At 69.2% G+C, this 18,762-nt stretch carries 15 protein-coding genes; 11 read left to right on the top strand and 4 right to left on the bottom strand.

Annotated features, from left to right (window positions below; genetic code table 11):
* Position 1: 1 nt before the first annotated feature.
* The 10 genes from ACXKZF_RS14725 (at position 2) to ACXKZF_RS14680 (ending at position 11,608) form a co-directional block, all read left to right on the top strand.
* A complete protein-coding gene (locus ACXKZF_RS14725) occupies positions 2 to 913 on the top strand; it encodes an isocitrate lyase/phosphoenolpyruvate mutase family protein (protein ID WP_488984697.1) in 912 nt (303 codons plus the stop codon).
* 281 nt (positions 914 to 1,194) lie between these two features.
* Positions 1,195 to 2,853, top strand: a complete 1,659-nt coding sequence (locus tag ACXKZF_RS14720) for an HAL/PAL/TAL family ammonia-lyase (RefSeq protein ID WP_488984696.1) — start codon at positions 1,195 to 1,197, stop codon at positions 2,851 to 2,853.
* Complete coding sequence (locus tag ACXKZF_RS14715) at positions 2,850 to 4,229, top strand: dihydroorotase (protein ID WP_488984695.1); 1,380 nt, start codon at positions 2,850 to 2,852, stop codon at positions 4,227 to 4,229. The genes ACXKZF_RS14720 and ACXKZF_RS14715 overlap by 4 nt, the downstream gene beginning before the upstream one ends.
* On the top strand, positions 4,229 to 5,656 hold the full coding sequence (locus ACXKZF_RS14710; protein WP_488984694.1) for a UbiD family decarboxylase domain-containing protein: 1,428 nt from the start codon (positions 4,229 to 4,231) through the stop codon (positions 5,654 to 5,656). Before ACXKZF_RS14715 ends, ACXKZF_RS14710 begins: the two co-directional genes overlap by 1 nt.
* Positions 5,653 to 6,903, top strand: coding sequence for a M20 family metallo-hydrolase (locus tag ACXKZF_RS14705; RefSeq protein WP_488984693.1), 1,251 nt, complete (start codon positions 5,653 to 5,655; stop codon positions 6,901 to 6,903). The genes ACXKZF_RS14710 and ACXKZF_RS14705 overlap by 4 nt, the downstream gene beginning before the upstream one ends.
* A complete protein-coding gene (locus ACXKZF_RS14700; protein ID WP_488984692.1) occupies positions 6,900 to 7,556 on the top strand; it encodes a UbiX family flavin prenyltransferase in 657 nt (218 codons plus the stop codon). The genes ACXKZF_RS14705 and ACXKZF_RS14700 overlap by 4 nt, the downstream gene beginning before the upstream one ends.
* Positions 7,553 to 8,488 carry an ABC transporter permease gene (locus ACXKZF_RS14695; RefSeq protein ID WP_488984691.1) on the top strand — a complete coding sequence of 312 codons (936 nt, stop codon included), beginning with the start codon at positions 7,553 to 7,555 and terminating at the stop codon, positions 8,486 to 8,488. The genes ACXKZF_RS14700 and ACXKZF_RS14695 overlap by 4 nt, the downstream gene beginning before the upstream one ends.
* Complete coding sequence (locus tag ACXKZF_RS14690) at positions 8,485 to 9,552, top strand: ABC transporter permease (RefSeq protein WP_488984690.1); 1,068 nt, start codon at positions 8,485 to 8,487, stop codon at positions 9,550 to 9,552. Before ACXKZF_RS14695 ends, ACXKZF_RS14690 begins: the two co-directional genes overlap by 4 nt.
* A gap of 2 nt (positions 9,553 to 9,554) precedes the next feature.
* A complete protein-coding gene (locus tag ACXKZF_RS14685; RefSeq protein ID WP_488984689.1) occupies positions 9,555 to 10,664 on the top strand; it encodes an ABC transporter ATP-binding protein in 1,110 nt (369 codons plus the stop codon).
* Entirely contained in the window at positions 10,661 to 11,608 is a 948-nt protein-coding gene (locus ACXKZF_RS14680; protein ID WP_488984688.1) for an ATP-binding cassette domain-containing protein, read from the top strand. Before ACXKZF_RS14685 ends, ACXKZF_RS14680 begins: the two co-directional genes overlap by 4 nt.
* Positions 11,609 to 11,779: 171 nt before the next feature.
* Here ACXKZF_RS14680 and ACXKZF_RS14675 read toward each other — a convergent pair whose 3' ends face one another.
* The 4 genes from ACXKZF_RS14675 to ACXKZF_RS14660 all read right to left on the bottom strand — a co-directional run bounded on the left by ACXKZF_RS14675 (position 11,780) and on the right by ACXKZF_RS14660 (position 17,079).
* A complete protein-coding gene (locus ACXKZF_RS14675; protein WP_055951697.1) occupies positions 11,780 to 12,625 on the bottom strand; it encodes a Cof-type HAD-IIB family hydrolase in 846 nt (281 codons plus the stop codon).
* A 59-nt stretch (positions 12,626 to 12,684) separates the two neighbouring features.
* Complete coding sequence (locus ACXKZF_RS14670; RefSeq protein ID WP_488984687.1) at positions 12,685 to 14,100, bottom strand: glycoside hydrolase family 1 protein; 1,416 nt, start codon at positions 14,098 to 14,100, stop codon at positions 12,685 to 12,687.
* A 19-nt stretch (positions 14,101 to 14,119) separates the two neighbouring features.
* Positions 14,120 to 15,979, bottom strand: coding sequence for a beta-glucoside-specific PTS transporter subunit IIABC (locus tag ACXKZF_RS14665; RefSeq protein WP_200936064.1), 1,860 nt, complete (start codon positions 15,977 to 15,979; stop codon positions 14,120 to 14,122).
* A 191-nt stretch (positions 15,980 to 16,170) separates the two neighbouring features.
* A complete protein-coding gene (locus tag ACXKZF_RS14660; RefSeq protein WP_488984686.1) occupies positions 16,171 to 17,079 on the bottom strand; it encodes a PRD domain-containing protein in 909 nt (302 codons plus the stop codon).
* A gap of 212 nt (positions 17,080 to 17,291) precedes the next feature.
* Between ACXKZF_RS14660 and rlmN the strand changes: the two genes are divergently transcribed.
* Positions 17,292 to 18,605: a dual-specificity RNA methyltransferase RlmN gene (rlmN, locus tag ACXKZF_RS14655; RefSeq protein ID WP_243224136.1), complete on the top strand. Its 1,314-nt coding sequence runs from the start codon at positions 17,292 to 17,294 to the stop codon at positions 18,603 to 18,605.
* Positions 18,606 to 18,762 lie beyond the last annotated feature (157 nt).

Raw genomic sequence — 18,762 nt, 5'->3', positions numbered from 1 at the left:
GATGACGGCGAAGAAGACCCTCCGCGAAGTGATGGAGGCGGGCAGCGTCCTGGCGCCGTGCGTGTTCGACTGCTCGTCGGCCCGCGCGGTGGAGCTGGCCGGGTTCGAGGCGATGCTCCTCAGCGGGTCGGAGGTGTCGATGTCCATGAAGGGCATCCCCGACCTCGGTCTGCTCTCGCTCGAGGAACTGCTGTGGGCCGTCGAGCGGATCGTGGACATGTCGCCCCTTCCCCTCGCGGTCGACATCGAGGACGGCTTCGGTGCCAGCCCGCTGCAGGTCTACGAGACCTGCCGGCGGGTGGCCAAGGCCGGCGCGATGGCGGTGCTGATGGAGGACGAGTTCGAACCGGGCTATGCGCGTGACGTCTCGATCGACAACATGCTGCCGCGCGAGGAGTACTACGCCAAGGTGCGCGCGGCGGTGAAGGCCGTCGAGGGCACCGACTGCATGGTGATCGCCCGCAGCAACTACGGCAGCGCGAACCTCGAAGAGGGCATCCAGCGCATGATCGACTGCGTCGAACTCGGCGCCCACGCGACGGTCGTGGTGAACGTCACGACCCTGACGGATGCCGCGGAGGTCGCCCGTCGGGTGCCAGGGCTGAAGATGTTCGCCGACATCAACGCCAAGCGTGGGCTCGAGCAGATGTCCTTCGCCCAGTTGTCCGAGCTGGGGTACGACCTCATCACGATGCACTTCACGATGAAGGCGTCCATGGCCGGCATGCTCGAGGCCGGCCGGGCGAACCTCGCCGAGATGGGCAACACCTTCTCGAACGAGATGCTCCCCGACGAGTACCCCGGTCACAGCGGGATGGCGTTCTTCGCCGCGCAGGAGCTGCTCGACCTCGAGACCGAGTTCACCGGGCGCGCGCGGAGCTTCAACGATCCGCGGGCCATTCACTCCGCCTGACCGCTCAGGCCCACCGCCCCGCCGCGTCTCGTACGCGGCGGGGCGGTTCGGCGTTCGCGACCGAACGAAATTCGGCGCGCGGGTCGAGATGCCGCATCTCTGCGCCGAACGATATTCGGCCGGGCCCCGCACGATCCCGCCGCCCCTCGGCATACGGCGGTTGCATTCGACCAATTCTGAATCTTGTTCGGATGGTTTGCCGATCTGTTTTGTTCTATGCAGGATTGACGCATTGATACCGAACGCTCCGAGACCCGATCCGGATCGACGAAAGAGGAACGATGACTGAATTGGCGGCGCCTACCCTGGCCGCGACCACGACCGTCGAGATCGACGGGTTCTCCCTCGACCTCGACACCATCGCGCTCGTCGCGCGCGGCCTGCCCGACGGCTCGTTCCCCGTCGTGGTGCTCTCCGACGAAGCCCGGCGGGTCACGCTCGAGGCCCGCGCCTACGTCGAGGCGCACTTCCTCGCCGAGGACGCGCCGGCCATCTACGGCATCAACACCGGCCTCGGCCGCCTCATGGACGTCCGTGTCCCGGCCGAGGACCAGGCGCGCTTCCAGCGTCTCGTCATCAACTCCCACTCCGCCGGCATCGGCGAGCCGCTGCCGCTGGACGAGACCCGCGCCCTGCTGCTGCTCCGCGCCAACGCCATCGCCAAGGGCATGTCGGGCGTGCGCATCGAATGCATCGACCGCCTCGTCGAGATGCTCAACGCCGATGTCCTCCCCGTCATCCCCGGGCAGGGCTCGGTGGGTGCATCGGGCGACCTCGCCCCCCTCGCGCACCTCGTGAGCGTCATGGTCGGCCACGAGAAGGCCGAGGCCTACCACCGGGGCGTGCGGATGCCGGCGGTCGAGGCCCTCACCGCGGCCGGGCTGGCGCTGGACTTCGAGCTCAAGCAGAAGGACGTCCTCGCCCTCATCAACGGGTCGACCATCTCGCTCGCGACCGCGTGCCTCGCGCTGACCGACGCGTGGAGCCTCACCCGTCAGGCCGACGTCGCCCTCGCCCTCTCGCTCGAGGCGGTGCGCGGCGAGCTCGACGCGTTCGACGAGCGCATCCACACGGCGCGCAACGCCCCCGGCCAGGTGTCGGTCGCGGCGAACGTCCGTGCCCTGACGCAGGGCAGCGAGCGCACGGTCGAGGAGGCCCGCGAGATCCAGCTCCCCGACGAGCAGCGTCCGGGCGGGTACAAGCGCCGCGTCCAGGACGCCTACTCGCTGCGCTGCGCGCCGCAGGTGCACGGTACGACACGCGAATCGCTGCTGTTCGCCGAGACGCTCCTGGTGCGCGAGGCCAACGCCGCCACCGACAACCCGCTCGTGCTCAGCGACGGCAAGGGTGGCTACGACGTGCTCTCGGGCGGCAACTTCCACGGCGAGCCCATCGGCGTCGCGGCCGACCTCATCGCGATCGCCGTCGCGGAGATCGGGGCCATCTCCGAGCGTCGCTCGTTCCGCCTGACGGACCCGAACCTCAGCTACGGCCTGCCGCTGAACCTCGTCGGCGGTCAGCTGGGCCTGAACACGGGCTTCTCGATCGTGCACTGCGCGGCGGCGGCCATCGCCTCCGAGAACAAAGTGCTGTGCTTCCCCTCGGTCGTCGATTCGATCCCCACCAAGGCCAACCAGGAAGACCACGTGTCGATGTGCACGTTCTCGTCCCGCAAGGCGCGCAGCATCATCAAGAACACGCAGATCATCCTCGGTATCGAGTTCATCCTCGCCACCCAGGGCATCGACCTCGGCGCACCGCACCTCGGCGGGCGTCGCCTCGGTCTCGGCAGCCAGGCCGCCTACGACGCCGTCCGTGAGATCGTTCCGATGACCCGTGAGGACATCTACCAGTCGGAGCAGATGGTCAACGCCCAGGCGATGGTCGTGCTCGGCTCCGTGCTGGAGCGCGTCGAAGAGGTCGTCGGAGGCGTTCGGTGACCCGCGGCACCGGTGGATCGGGCGTCGTCCGCGGCCGCATCGTCACTCCTGATCGCGTGGTCGACGACGGCGCCGTCGTGATCGAGGACGGCCGCATCTCGGCCGTGCTCGAGGGCGACGCCGCGGCGGCTGCCATCGCGGGAGCGGCGCGCGTGCTGGGCGGCCCCGGCCTGCTGGTGCTGCCCGGGGCGGTCGACGCCCACGTGCACGCGTTCTCCGAGCCGACCGAGACCTTCGACGGCGCCACAGCCGCCGCGGCGGCCGGCGGCGTGACGACGATCATCGACATGCCGTACGACGCGGGCAACCCGATCAACACCGCGGCCGCGGTCGCGGGCAAGCGCGAACGGATCGCGGCCGAAGCGCGCGTCGATGTCGCCCTGCACGGCACCGTCCGGCCCGGCGACGGCGTGCGCGACATCGACGGGATGATCGACGAGGGCGTCAGCGGCTTCAAGGTCTCGCTGTTCGAGACCGACCCGGTGCGCTTCCCGCGCATCCCCTCGGACCAACTCCTCGAGGCCTTCACCGTGATGGCCGCCCGCGGTGTGCGCGTGGGCGTGCACGCGGAGGACGGCGAGATCATCTCCGCTCTCGTCGCGGCCGCGAAAGAGGCCGGACGCACGGCCCCCATCGACCACAACCGCACGCGCCCGCCGGTCTCGGAGACCACCTCGGTCGCTCTGGGCCTCGAGGTCGCCGCCGCGGCCGGCGTGCGCTTCCACATCTTCCACGCGAGCCTGCCCGACACCGTGACGCTCGTGACCGAGAAAGCCGCGCACGGCCTGGACGCGACCCTGGAGACCTGCCCCCACTACCTCGTGCTCACCGAGGACGACATGGACCGGCTCGGCCCCCTCGGCAAGATCAACCCCCCGCTGCGCACCTCTGAGCACGCGGAGGGCATGTGGGCGGCGCTCTCCGACGGCCGCATCGACATGGTCACCAGCGACCACGCGCCCTGGCCCCTGTCGAAGAAGGTCCTCCCGGAGATCTTCGACAACGCCTCCGGTGCGCCGGGCGTGCAGACGCTGGTGCCCATCGTCGTCGGCGCCGGGTACTTCGAGGGACGGCTGTCGCTGCTGCGCACCGCCGCGGTCCTCGCGTCGAACCCCGCCCGGGCGTTCGGCATCGACCACCGCAAGGGGTCGATCGCCGCCGGTCTGGACGCCGACTTCGTCGTGATCGACCCGGCGGGCACGACCGAGATCGACGACATGCGCATGTACTCGACCGCCACCTGGAGCCCGTACGCCGGCATGAGCTTCCCGGGACTCATCCACTCCACGATCGTGCGCGGCGAAGAGGTCTACACGGATGCCGACGGCCTCCTCGCCGAGCCCGGCGACGGCGTCTTCCTCGGGCGGGGGCGCTGATGGCCGACCAGTCGATGCGCACCTACCTCGACGACCTCTCCGCCGTCGGCGAGTTGATCGAGGTCGAAAGCCCCGTGGACGCGCGCTTCGAGCTCGCGAGCGTCCTCGCCCTGCTCGACCGCGGCCCCGCCGTGCGGATGACCACCGTCGACGGATCCCCCCACCCGGTCGTCGGCAACGTGCTCAACTCGCGGGAACGACTCGCCCGCGCCATCGGAGCCGACGTGCGCGACCTCCTTCCCCGGCTCGCCGCAGCGATCGCCGACCGGCAGCCGGTCGAGATCGCGACGGACGGCCCCGTCCAGGCCGTGACGCTGCCACCGGCTTCGGTCTGGACGGAGGTCGTGACCCCGACGTTCTTCGAGAAGGACTCCGGCGGCTACATCACCGCGGGCATGATCGTCGCCTACGACCCGGTCACCGGCCACCGCAACGCGTCGTACGCGCGCATCAAGCCGCTCGACGAGACCACCGGCTTCGTCGGAATCGCCCCCAACCACCACCTCACCGCGATGGCGCGCTCGGCGGCATCCGCCGGACAGGGGCTGCCCGTCGCCGTCGTCCTCGGCGCGCACCCGGCCGTCCAGCTCGCCGCGTGCTGCTACCTAGGCCTCGGCGACGACGAGCTCGAGCACGCCGCGGCGCTGCTGGGCGAGCCCGTGCGCGTGGTGCGAGCCCTCACGAGCGAGGTGCTCGTGCCCGCCGACGCCGAGATCGTCGTCGAGGGTCTCATCCACGCCGATCGACCGGTGCACGAGGGACTCGTCAACGAGTACCACGGCATGTACGAGGACTACGGTGACGGCTTCACGTTCGAGGTCACCGCCGTCACCCGCCGCACAGACCCCGAGGTGCACGTCATCCTCCCGGGCCTGTCGTCCGAGCACAGCTACATCGCCGCGCTCCCCATCGCCGCCGGTATCCGCCACGCCCTGCGCAACATCGGATGCGACATCGTCGATGTCGCCGTGACGCACTCCGGCGGTGGACGTGTCGACGTCGTCGTCTCGATCGCGAACGCCCGCCCCGGCGGGGCGAAGCGCGTGATGTTCGGCGCCTTCGCCGCGGTCAGCATGGTCAAACAGGTCACCGTCGTGGATGCCGACGTCGACGTGTGGGACGAGGAGCACGTGCACTGGGCGCGCACCAGCCGTATGCGCTGGGACCGCGACCTCGTGCTGATCGACGGCGTCGCCACCGACCGCAACGTCCCCATGCAGCGCGACGGCATGGTGACCAAGGTCGGCATGGATGCCACGATCACCGCGGGCGACCGCGCGGTGGGGCCCGAGCTCGCCGTCCCGCCCGCCGAGGTCGTTCGCGAGGTGCGCGACCGCCTGGTCGGCGAGGGATGGGGCGAGCGACTGCGCCCCGCGATCGTCGTTCACAGCGCACTCGTGGCCGACGGGGGGAGGATCCGCGCATGAAGACCGACATCGGTCTGCCCGACGCCGCGCGCCTGAGCGCCGACCTGGAGGAGATCTCCCGCCTCGTCGACACCTCTCGTCCGGGCTGGAGCCGGGTGGCCCTCAGCGAGGTCGAGACCGACTCCCGACACCATGTGGCCGCGCTCATGCGCGCGGCCGGCCTCGACGTGCGCGTCGACAACATCGGCAACGTCATCGGCACCCTCGCCGGCACCGGGAGCGACCGCCGCGCGATCGTCATCGGCTCGCACACCGACACCGTCGACGGCGGCGGGCGCTACGACGGCATCGTCGGCGTGCTCGGCGCCATCGAGGTCGCACGGATGCTGCGCGAGAACGGCATCCGTCTGGCGCACGACCTGCGCGTGGTCGACTTCTACAACGAAGAGGCCAATCGCTTCGAACTCTCGTGCCTGGGCAGCCGCGCCCTGGCCGGTTCGCTCACCACGAACCACCTCTCCGCCACCGACGAGACCGGCCGCACCCTCGGCGCCGCGCTCGCCGCGGCCGGCTACGACGACCCGCTCCGAGGCACGCGGTGGGGCGACGACGAGGTGCTCGGCTTCCTCGAGCTGCACATCGAGCAGGGGCCGATCCTCGAGCGCGCGGGTCTGCCGCTCGGCATCGTCACCTCCATCGCCGGGATCTCGCGGTTCCGTACGCTGTTCACCGGTCGCCGCGACCACGCCGGCACGATGCCGATGTCGCTGCGTCACGACGCCGGGTGCGCCGCCGCGGGCGTCGTGCTCGCCGTCGAGAGCATCGCCGGGTCCGCCGACCAGGCCGTGGGCACCGTCGGCGCCGTCACCTTCACCCCCGACGCGACGAGCGTCGTGACCGAGGCGGCACTGCTCACGGCGGAGTTCCGCAGCCCCGACCTCGGCTGGTTCAGCCTGGCGCGCGACCAGATCGCCGAGATCGCGGCGAAGGAGGCCGAGAAGCGCGGCCTGACGCACGAAGTGACCTGGCTGCCGTGGGAACGCCCCACCGCGGTCGACCCGCGCCTGTCGTCGGCGATCGAGCGGTCGATCTCCGCGCTCGGGCACCCGGCCGCTCATCTCTACAGCGGCGCGGGTCACGACGGCGTGCAGATGGCCAAGCTCGGCCCCATCGGCATGATCTTCATCCCCTCTCGCAACGGGCGCAGCCATTGCCCCGAAGAGTTCACCGAACTCGACGACATCGTCGTGGGCGTGCACGCCCTGGCGCGTTCGGTGATCACCCTGGATCAGGAAGGACTCTCATGAACCGCACCCGACAGGAGCCCCCCGGGCGTGTGATCGTCGCGATCACCGGCGCCTCCGGCGTGGGCATCGGCGTCCGCATCCTCGAACTGCTCCGCATGGACCCGGGGCTCCGCAGCGATGTCATCATCTCCAAAGCCGGCGCCATGACGTTGCAGCAGGAGTGCGGCCTCGCTCTGAAGGAGGTCGAGGCGCTCGCCGATGTGGCGCACCGGCCGTCGCACATCGGCGCGTCGATCGCGTCGGGCTCGACGCCGACCTCGGCCATGATCGTGGCACCGTGCACGGTGAAGACCCTCAGCGGAATCGCCTACGGCCTCGCTGACAACCTCGTCACCCGTGCCGCTGATGTCTGCCTCAAGGAGGGCATCCCCACCCTGCTCATGTTCCGCGAGTCGCCCCTGCACCGCGGTCACATCGCGGCGATGGATGCCGTGGCCCGTGCCGGCGGCATCATCGCGCCGCCGGTGCCCGCCTTCTACACCCGACCGCAGTCGGTGGACGAGATCATCGACTCCCTCGCCCGCCGTGCACTCGTGCGCGTGGGCCTGACGCAGTTCCACTCGCGGTCGTGGGAGGGCCTCCCGCGCGACGCGGAGAACGCGGTCGCCGCCGACGTGCGGGGCGACACCGCGGGGTGGGGCGGAGCGCCGTGACCAGATTCGTCCTCACGCGTCTGCTGACCTCGGTCTTCACGATCCTCGCCATCGCGATCGTGATGTTCGCCCTGCTGCAGCTGCTGCCCGGGTCGCCCTTCAACAACGAGAAGCTCGACGAGATCCAGCGCGAGCTCCTCACGCAGAAGTACGGCCTCGACGAGCCCGTCATGCTGCGCCTGGGCACGTACCTGCTGAACCTGCTCCGCGGCGACTTCGGGGTGTCCTACAACCTCATCCCGGACTTCCCCGTCGCGCAGATGCTCGGCTCGCGCCTCCCGGTGACCATCCGCATCGGTCTGCAGGCGCTCGTGCTCGGCGTGGTTCTGGGTCTCCTCATCGGCATCGTCTCGGCGATCAAGAAGCGCGGCTGGTTCGACAACCTGTCGACGTTCGTCTCGGTGATCGCCTTCAGCGTCCCCTCGTTCGTCATCGCGCTGCTGCTTGTCTACTTCGTGGGCTTCGAGTGGAAGTTGCTCCCGATCCGTTACTCGGAGGACGACCCGTTCGTCTCGAGCATCCTGCCGACCATCTCGCTCGCCGCGTACGTGATGGCCGTCACGGCGCGTTACGCCCGGTCCGAGATGCTCGACTGCCTCGACAGCGACTACATCCTGCTGGCCAAGGCGAAGGGGCTGAGCCCCGCGAAGGTGATCGGCCGGCACGCGCTGCGCAACACGATGGTGTCGATCATCACCGTGCTCTCGCCCCTGCTCATCGGCTTGATCACCGGCTCGGTCGTGATCGAGCAGATCTTCGGGGCCCCCGGCCTCGGGCAACTCCTGCTGACGGCCATACAGAACGTCGACTACAACATCGTCATCGCCATCAGCCTCGTGTACAGCGTGATCTACATCATCGTGATGCTCGCCGTCGACGTGCTCTACGGCCTCATCGATCCCCGCATCCGATTGGCAGGACAGACGCGATGACCGACCCCAACGTGCAGCCGGACCGCATCGCACCCACGACCGCGCTCGACCCGGGCATCGCGCCCGAGGGGCTGCGGCTCGTCTCGGATGCGAATCGTCCCCTCACCTCCGTCATCGCGGCCGGCCGCAGCGGCCGGGGAGGGCTCCACGACATCGTGCGCCGCTTCCGTCGCAACGTGCCCGCGATGGTGGGCCTGGCGGTGCTCGCCGTCATCGTGCTGTTGGCCGTCGTGGTGCCCTTCTTCCCCACGGCCGGCGACACCGCCAACGTCGCCTACCGGTTCCTGCCGCCCAAAGTGCCGGTCCTCGACGCACTGGGCGTCCTCGACGGCACCCGCGACGGCGTCGACCAGTACGCGAAGGCGAACGTCCCCGCGGGGACGTACTTCCTCTTCGGCACCGACGAGCTCGGACGCGATCTGTTCGAGCGCGTGTGGAGCGGAACCCGCGTCTCGCTGCTGGTGGCCCTCATCGCCTTCGCCATCGACATCGTGATCGGCATGACCTACGGGCTGATCTCGGGCTACTTCGGCGGCCGCATCGACGGCGGCATGCAGCGTGTCGTGGAGGTGCTCTCCGGCATCCCCCAGCTGGTGATCGTCACCCTCTTCGTGGTCGCGGTCGGTCCGGGTATCGGCGCGATCGTGTTCGGCCTGCTGCTCAGCAACTGGTTGGCCATGAGCCGTGTGGCGCGCGCCCAGGCGCTGCGGCAGAAGGGCGAGGAGTACGTGCTCGCCTCACGCACGCTCGGGGCGCGCAACGGCCACATCGTGTTCGTCGAGATCCTGCCGAACATCCTGGGTCCGATCGTCACGATGAGCATGTTCTCGATCCCCGCGGCCATCTTCACCGAGTCCTACCTGTCGTTCGTGGGGCTCGGTGTGCAAGCGCCCATGGCGTCTCTCGGCTCCCTGGTCAGCATCGGCTACAAGTCGTTCCTCTCCTACCCTTCGCTCGTGATCATCCCCGTGGTGGTCCTGGGCCTGCTCATGGTCGCCTTCACACTCGTCGCCGACGGGCTCAAGGAAGCGACCGATCCCCGTCTCATCAGCCGGAGAGGATGACCGTGACCGCGAACGAAACAACCGCAGGCGGCCGTACCCGCCGCCGTGTGCTGTCGGTGCGCGACCTCGCCATCGAGTTCCAGGGCGACACCGCCATCACAGCCATCCGCGGCGCAAGCTTCGACCTGTACGAGGGCGAGGTGGTCGCGATCGTCGGCGAGTCCGGCAGCGGCAAGTCGGTCACCGCCCGCGCGATCCTCGGCCTCATGGCCTCGAACCAGCGCATCACGGCGGGCTCCATCGAGATCACCCGGTACGGCGACGACGGCACCCCCGTGACTCGCGACATCGCCCAGATGGGCGAGAGGCAGATCCGACGCGAGATCTGCGGGCGCCGCGTCGCCATGGTGTTCCAAGACGCCCTCACCTGCCTCGACCCCACCATGACCGTCGGCAAGCAGGTGATGGAGGGGATGCAGGAGCACTTCGGCCTGGATCGCCGCGCGGCGCGCGCCCGGGCCGTCGAACTCCTCGCAGAGGTGGGCATCGACCAGCCCGAGCGCCGCTTCAAGCAGTACCCCCACCAGCTGTCGGGCGGTATGTGCCAGCGCGTGAACATCGCCATCGCCCTGTCGTGCAACCCCGACATCCTCATCTGCGACGAGCCGACCACGGCGCTGGATGTGACCATCCAGCTGCGCATCCTCGAACTGCTCACGCGCCTGCAGGCCGAGCGCGGCCTTTCGGTGATCTTCATCACCCACGATCTGGGCGTCGTGGCCACCGTCGCCGATCACGTCAACGTCATGTACGCCGGGCGCATCATCGAGCAGGGCACTGCCGAGCAGGTCTTCTACGACCCCCGGCATCCGTACACCTGGGGACTGCTGTCGGCCATGCCCGACCTCGCCACCGACGCCTCGGAGCTGTTCGCGATCCCCGGGAGCCCCGCGACCCTGGCGAACCTTCCGGAGGGCGACCCGTTCGCGGCGCGCAATCCCTTCGCGCTCGAGATCGATCTGGTGCGCGAGCCGCCCCTCTTCGACGTCGGCGAGGGCCACCGGGTCGCCTCGTGGCTCGCCCACCCCGACGCCCCGGACGTCGACATGCCCGCGCCCCTGCGCCACAAGATCGACGCGATGCTGGCCCTGCACGAAGGATCGAACCGATGACCACCGCTGAGCAGACCCTCCTGTCCGTCCGCGGCCTCACCCAGATCTTCCGTCTCGGCCGGCACCACTCCGTGACCGCGATCGGAGGGGTGTCGTTCGACATCCACCGTGGCGAGACGTTCGGCCTCGTGGGGGAGTCGGGCAGCGGCAAGTCGACCATCGGGCGCTCGATCATCCGCCTCCTCGACCCCACGAGCGGCGACGTCACCCTCGCGGGCGACCGCATCAGCGGGCGGCTGAGTCCGTCGGCGCGTTCGCACCTGCGCTCCAGCATCCAGATGATCTTCCAGAACCCCATGTCGAGCCTGAACCCGCGCAAGAAGGTGTTCGACATCGTCGCGCAGGGGCTCATGACCCAGCACCGCTACGCCACCACGGCGGAGCGGGACGAGAAGGTCTACGCGATCCTCGAGAAGGTCGGCCTCGCGCGCGAGTACGCCGATCGCTACCCGCACCAGTTCTCGGGCGGCCAGCGCCAGCGCATCGGCATCGCCCGGGCCCTGGTCATGCAGCCCGACCTGGTGATCGCCGACGAGTGCGTCTCGGCTCTCGACGTGTCGATCCAGGCGCAGGTCGTGAACCTCATGCGTTCGCTGCAGAAGGAGCTCGGAACGGCCTACCTCTTCATCGCGCACGATCTGGCGATGGTGAAGTACATCTCCGATCGCATCGGCGTCATGCACCGCGGCTACCTCGTCGAGACGGGCGCCACGGCCGAGATCTTCGGTTCGGCCGTGCACCCCTACACGCAGTCGCTGTTGCGCGCGGTGCTCTCGGCCGATCCCCGTGCGATGCGCCGCCGCACGGCATCCGCGCCCTACGACCCGGTCGCGCTGGGCATCGACTACGGCGAAGGCAGCGAGCACACGCTGTCGGAGACCCACCGCGTGCTCGCCACCGATGCGCAGCTGGCGGAATGGACGGCGGTCGAGCCGACAGCGTGACAGCGGGATCGAGCGGACGCGTCGCCGCCGAGGTGTCCGAGGTGCCGTGACGGGCCTCAGGCATCGATAAACGCGATCCGCGCGCATAAACGCCCCGTCAACGCGTTTTTGCGCGCGGTTCGCGTTTATCGGCGAGGGCAGCCGCGTCCGTAGCCGCAGCGGCGCGGAACGTCAGATCAGGCCCAGCTCCGCGAACGCGTTGTGCACGCCGTCCTCCAGGACCGCGGTCGTCACACGGCCGGCGAGGCGCTGCAGCTCGGGTTCGGCGTTGCCCATCGCGACGGGCGTGCCGACCACCTCGAACATCTCGACGTCGTTCCAGCTGTCGCCCATGCCGATGGCATCCGTCGCCGACAGCCCGAGCACGTCGAGCACCTCGGTGATGGCCGAGCCCTTGGTCACACCCGCCTGTCCGATCTCGCCGTTCGAGCCGCCGGGCAGGGGCATCGAACCGGGGATGACGTGGAAGCGGGCGCCGAGCTCGGCCGCGGCGTGCGCGACGGTGTCGGGGGAGGGGCTGACGAACACCGCCTTCGCGACGCGGTCGCGGTCCACCTCGTCCACGGCACGCAGGTCGCGCTGGCGGTGTTCGATGTCGGACGGCAGCCCGAGCGCCTCGAGTTCTTCGACCCGCTGGGCGTGGCGGGCACGCAGGAAGTCGTCCATCGTCTCGGCCATTCCGGGCGAGGCGTGCACGGCGTCGTGCGTCTGAAGGAAGTAGTGGATGTCGTGGGCTCGGAAGTACGCCTCCAGGGCGTCGACGTCGCCGCGAGGAAGGGGGCGCTCGACGAGCGTCTCGCCGTCACGGGTCGCGTAGGCGCCGCCGTTGGAGATCGCGCCGTCGAAGCCGATGGCCATGACGTCGGGGTGGATGTCGGCCTCGGCGCGGCCCGTGCACAGCCACACGAGGTGGCCGTTGGTGCGGGCCTGGCGGATGGCCTCGACCGTGGAGGGCGCGATCACCGAGCCGTGCTCGAGGATCGTGCCGTCGACGTCGAGGAAGGCGATGCGGGTCATGGTGCACTCCAAAGGGGCGGCCCCGGGCCCAGAGGGCCCGGGGCCGAACCGGACGGGGGTCAGCGGGTGAGGGATGCGCCGTTGGATCGGATGACGTCGGCGTACCAGCCGAACGACTTCTTCCGGTAGCGATCCAGCGTTCCGGTTCCGTCGTCGTTTCGGTCGACGTAGATGAAACCGTATCGCTTGCTCAGCTGAGCGGTGCTGGCGCTGACGATGTCGATGCAGCCCCACGAGGTGTAGCCGAGCACGTCGACGCCGTCTTCGAGCGCCTCGCCGACCTGCACGAGGTGGTCGTTGAGGTAGGCGATGCGGTAGTCGTCGACCACGGTCTTCTCGCCGTCGACCTCGACGAGCTGGTCGCGCGCGCCCAGGCCGTTCTCGACGATGAACAGCGGTTTCTGCCAGCGGTCCCAGAACTGGTTCAGCACCAGGCGGAGCCCCACCGGGTCGATCTGCCAGCCCCACTCGCTCGCTTCGAGCGTGGGGTTGGCGATGCCGCCCATGATGTTGCCCTCGCCCTCGGCGCGCTTCGCGGGATCGGCGGTCTCGGCGATCGACATGTAGTAGCTGAACGAGACGAAGTCGACGGTGTTCGTCAGGTCGTCGCGGTCCTGGTCGGTGATCTCGAGGGCGATGCCCTTCTCGCGCAGCGTCCGCAGGAAGTACCCGGGGTATTCGCCGCGCGTGTGCACGTCGCCGTAGACGAGGTTGCCGTGGTCGGCATCCATCACGGCGCGCGCGTCGTCGGGCGACGGGGTCAGCGGGTAGATCGGCATCGACAGCACCATGCAGCCGACCTTCGCCTCGGGGGCCACCTCACGGGCGATCCGGGTGGCGCGGGCGGATGCCACGAGCTCGTGGTGCATCGCCTGGTAGAGCTGCTGCTCGGGCACGCCGCCCTCGGGGATCGGGATGCCACCGCTCATGAACGGCGCGTGCAGCAGCGAGTTGATCTCGTTGAACGTGAGCCAGTACTTCACGCGTGAGCCGAAGCGCTCGAGGAGCGTGCGGGCGTAGCGCTCGTAGAAGCCGATCAGCTCGCGGTTCGTCCATCCGCCGTAGGCCTCGGCCAGGTGGAGGGGCGTCTCGTAGTGCGAGATCGTCACGAGCGGCTCGATGCCGTGCTTCTCGAGCTCGTCGAGCACGCGGTCGTAGAAGGCCAGACCCTCTTCGTTGGGCTCGGTCTCGTCGCCCTTCGGGAAGATGCGGCTCCATGCGATCGAGAACCGGTAGACGCCGAAGCCCATCTCGGCGAAGAGCGCGATGTCCTCCGCGTAGCGGTTGTAGTGATCGATGCCGACGAGCTTGAGGTTGTCGGGCGTGGGGCGGTCGCTGCGGGGAGCCGAGATGCCACGGGGCATCACATCCTGCACCGACAGGCCCTTGCCGCCCTCGTCGTACGCGCCCTCGATCTGGTTGGCGGCGGTCGCGCCGCCCCAGAGGAAACCGTCGGGGAAGGGGGTGTTCGTCATTGTTCGTGTCTCCGGGGGATCAGCGGGCGGTGGTGAGGGAGTCGACCGAGACGGCGCGGAACAGCGTCTCGCCGTGCGAGAGGGGTCCGGATGCCACGTCGGCGACGTCGGGGTACAGGTCGCCGTTGGTGACGATGACCGGGGTGATCAGGTCGTATCCGGCCTTCTCGATGGCGGCGCCGTCGAACTCCACGAGCAGGTCGCCCGCTTTGACCTCGGTGCCGGACTGCACCTTCAGGGTGAAGTGGCTGCCGCCGAGTTTGACGGTGTCCAAGCCCACGTGGATGAGCAGCTCGACGCCGTCGGTGCCCCGCAGACCGATCGCGTGACCGGTGGGGAAGGCGGCCACGACCGTGCCGTCGAAGGGGGCGTAGACCGCGCCCGAGGTCGGACGGATCGCGACGCCCTTGCCGAGGGAACCGTCGGCGAAGGCGGCATCCGGAACCTCGGCGAGGGGCACGACGGTGCCGTCGACGGGGTTTCGCACCACGGTGTCGGTGGCCACGGCGGGAGTCGCGGGGGCGGTGGCGTCGACCGGGTCCTTGAAACCGAGCAGGACCACCAGCAGGAACGGCACGATGATCGCGACCGCGAGACCGATGCCGAGCATGACCATGTTGCCGTTGCCGAGCAGGGCCGGCAGAGCGAGACCGGAGGGGACGACGAACGCCGTCGAGAAGACTCCGCCCATCGCGATGAGCGCGCCACCGAGCGCGCCACCGACGATGCCGAAGGCGAAGGGGCGCTTCAGCGGCAGGTTGATGCCGTAGATCGCGGGCTCGGTGATACCGGCGAGGAAGCCCGAGAGGGTGGCCGGGGCGGCGAGCGAGCGCAGGTTCTTATTGCGGGTGCGCACGAGCACACCGGCGACCGCGGCGGCCTGGGCGAGGACGGCGGCGAACACCGGACCGATGAGCAGGATCTGACCGGTGGTCTGGTATTCGAGCTGGAACAGCGGCACGAGGCCCCAGTGCAGACCGAAGATGACGAAGACCTGCCACAGGCCGCCCATGATGGCGCCGCCCAGCCAGGGGAGGGTCTGGAAGACCCAGCCGATACCGGCCGCGAGGCCACCACCGACGAGGCTCGAGATCGGGCCGATGACGAGGAACACCAGCGGCACGGCGATGAGCACGACGATCATCGGCGTCAGGAAGCGGCGAACGGCACCGGGGAGCACCTTCAGCAGGAAGCGCTCGGCGTGGCTCTGCAGCCACACGATGATGATCACCGGGATGACGCTGGAGACGTAGCTGACCATCGTGACCGGGATGCCGAAGAAGGTGATGTCGGGCTGGCCGTTGAGCGCGACGATGGAGGGGTAGACCAGGGCCGCGGCGATGGCGAACGAGGTGAACTCCGACGCCTTGAAGTACCGGGCCGCGGTGATCGACAACGCGATCGGGAGGAAGTTGATCAGCGCGTCGGAGAGGGCGTTGAGGATCGTGTAGGTGGTGGTCGTGGCATCCAGCCAGCCGAAGGTGACGGCCGCGGCGAGGAACGCCTTCAGCAGGCCCGTGCCGGCCAGCGCCCAGAGGATGGGCGTGAAGATCGCCGAGATCATCTTGATGAAGCGGTTGAAGAGGTTGCCCTTGGGTCCCTCGTCGTCGCCTTCGCCGCCCGCGCCGCCGAGCTTCGTCTGCGCCTGGATCGCGGCATAGACGTCGGGAACGTCGTTGCCGATCACGACCTGGTACTGCCCACCCGCTTGCGCGGTGGTGATGACGCCCGGGGTGGCGCGCAGGGCTGCGGCATCCGCTTTGCCCTCGTCCTTCAGCACGAACCGGAGCCGCGTGGCGCAGTGCACCATCGAGGTGATGTTCGTCTCTCCGCCGACGCCGGTCAGAACCGCCGCCGCTGTCTTCGCGTGATCCACCATCGGAATCCGCCTGCCTTTCGCCGCTTCGGTGCGGCCTGTTCGAATGTTCTGTGGCGACGACCCCGGGTGTTTTCGGGCAATAAAAAAGACCCGAATCCGTTCATCGCTCGTCAGCGATGTGGATTCAGGTCTTGCCCGCTCGCGCGGTAACAATCCGGAAATCGTCGGCAGGTGTGAGCCTGCGTCGGTGACTATAGCACCGGTGCGTCGGGTCCGCCAGAGGTGTCTGCGCGACCCAGGCTCGTCGCGAGGCGCTCGACGTGCACCGTGAGGTACAGCACCTCCTCGTCGGTCAGGGTCGACCCGGTCGCCGCGAGCACGTAGGCCTTCACCCCCTCGGCGATACCGAACGCACGGGGGTAGCGGTGCTTCGCGAACTCGAAGAACGACGAGTCTCCGCTGGTGAGCATCGCGCGGTTCACGAGACGTTGCAGAAGGAAACGCACGTGCAGGATGAACCGCGCGTAGTCGGGGCTGTCGGTGTCGAGCGTGACGCCGAGGCCGGTCTCGACGGTGCGGACGACGTGCTGCACCCGGCGGAAGAGCAGCGCCGCCGTGCCGTTGGGCTCGTCGCGAGTGGCGTTGAGCAGGTGCATCGTGAGGAACACCCCCTCTTCGGGCGGGAGCTCGCGATCGAGGGATGCCGCGATCGAGGCCGCCATGTGCTCCGCCGCGCGGGACTCGTCGGGGTGGAGGATGCGCAGCTCGGGCATCGAGGTGCCGGGGATGCGGATGCCCTGGTCGAGGCGCTCGATGACGTAGTTCACGTGATCGATGACCGCGAGCGGAAGGCGCCGACCCAGATCGCGACCGAGCTCGCGCTCGGCTTCGTCGACGGCGTGGAGCACCGCCTGCACGAGCGCGTACGGAGCGTCGGTCAGCAGCTTCTGCGCGTGCGCGGTGTCGGTTGCCTGGTCGAGCACGAAGGTCTTCTCGACCTTCGAGGGATCGACGCGCCCCTCGTGCTTCAGCTGGAAGCCGATGCCCCGGCCCATCAGCACGCGCTCGCGGCCGTCGGCGTCGATCGCCACGACGACGTTGTTGTTCAGCAGCTTCTGCACGCCGCCGGGCGGGATGGAGGCGTCACCGGCACCGGGCATGGGATGCAGTTTAGAGCGGTGGCCGGGACGGCGGTTGGTCCGCATCGCGCCGTCGGACACAACGCAGGAGGTTCGGTGGACGGATGCAGGGGGACGCCGTCATCGCCGGGTTCCGCGTTGCCGCGGGCTTGGAATCTCCTGCGTTGTGTCCTGCCGGCGAGGGTGCGAGGCGCCCAGCCGCGGTGCAGGCGCGCCCCGGTACCCTGGAAACCATGACCGACCAGCCCCCCGTGCGCACCACCACACCCCGGCAGGCGCGCCCCGCGGGGGCCCCGGCCGACACCGCCGTCCGCGAGACGCGGCCGAAAGACACCGGCATCCGCCAGGTGCGACCGAAGACCGAAGGTTGGCAGCAAGCCAAGGACGAGACCGGTCGCCCGCTCCTGCAGTTCGCCAGCCCCAAGCGCGGCAAGCCGCCCGTGCACCTCGCCGACCTCACGCCCGTCGAGCGCGTGGCGAAGGCGAAGGAGCTGGGGCTTCCCGGCTTCCGCGCCAAGCAGCTCGAGAAGCACTACTTCACGCACTACACCTCAGACCCTGCCGACATGACCGACCTGCCGGCATCCGGTCGCGACGAGCTGGTCGCGGGAATGCTCCCGCCGCTGCTCACCGAGGTGCGCCGACTCGAGACCGATCGCGGCGACACCATCAAGTTCCTCTGGAAGCTGCACGACGGTGCGCTCGTGGAGTCGGTGCTCATGCGCTACCCCGGCCGCATCACGCTGTGCGTGTCGAGCCAGGCCGGGTGCGGAATGAACTGCCCGTTCTGCGCGACGGGGCAGGCGGGCCTGACCCGCAACATGTCGGCGGCCGAGATCATCGAGCAGATCGTGCGGGCGAACGCCCTCATCGCCGCAGGCGGACTGGGCGGAAAGAAGAGCACCGACCACTCGCTCGATCGCGTGTCGAACATCGTCTTCATGGGCATGGGTGAGCCGCTGGCCAACTACAACCGCGTCATGCAGGCGGTGCGCGTCATGGTCGACAAGGACCACGGGCTCGGCATGAGCGCCCGCGGCATCACGGTGTCGACCGTGGGGCTCGTCCCCGCGATCAAGAAGCTCGCCGACGAAGACATCCCGGTGACCTTCGCCCTGTCGCTACACGCCCCCGACGACCACTTGCGCGACGAGCTCATCCCGGTGAACTCGAAGTGGAAGGTCGACGAGGCCCTGGATGCCGCCCGCTCCTACTTCGAGAAGACCGGTCGCCGCGTCTCGATCGAATACGCCCTGATCAAAGACATGAACGACCACGCGTGGCGTGCCGACCTGCTGGCCGAGAAGCTCAACGCCCGCGGCCGGGGGTGGGTGCACGTGAACCCCATCCCGCTGAATCCGACTCCGGGCTCGATCTGGACGGCATCCGAGGTGCCCGTGCAGAACGAGTTCGTGCGGCGCCTGAACGACGCCGGAATTCCGACGACCCTGCGCGACACCCGCGGCAAAGAGATCGACGGGGCGTGCGGCCAGCTCGTGGCGACCGAGGACGACGAGGCGGCTGCCGCGGTCACGCCCGTCGGTTGAGACCGTTCCGGGCGCCACGGGCGTCAGACGTGCGGCTTGTGCCGGCGCAGATCGTCGAGCGCCTGCCGGGCGTGCGCGTCCCGCGTGCGACGCGCGGCTTCAAGGTCGCCGCGCCCCGCGGTCGATGGTTGCCAGGACTCCTCGGCACATCCGCAGA

The organism is Microbacterium sp. ABR10 (genome assembly GCF_057812175.1).
The sequence above is the reverse complement of the archived record's forward strand: the minus strand, read 5'-3'. Positions and strand labels throughout refer to the sequence as shown.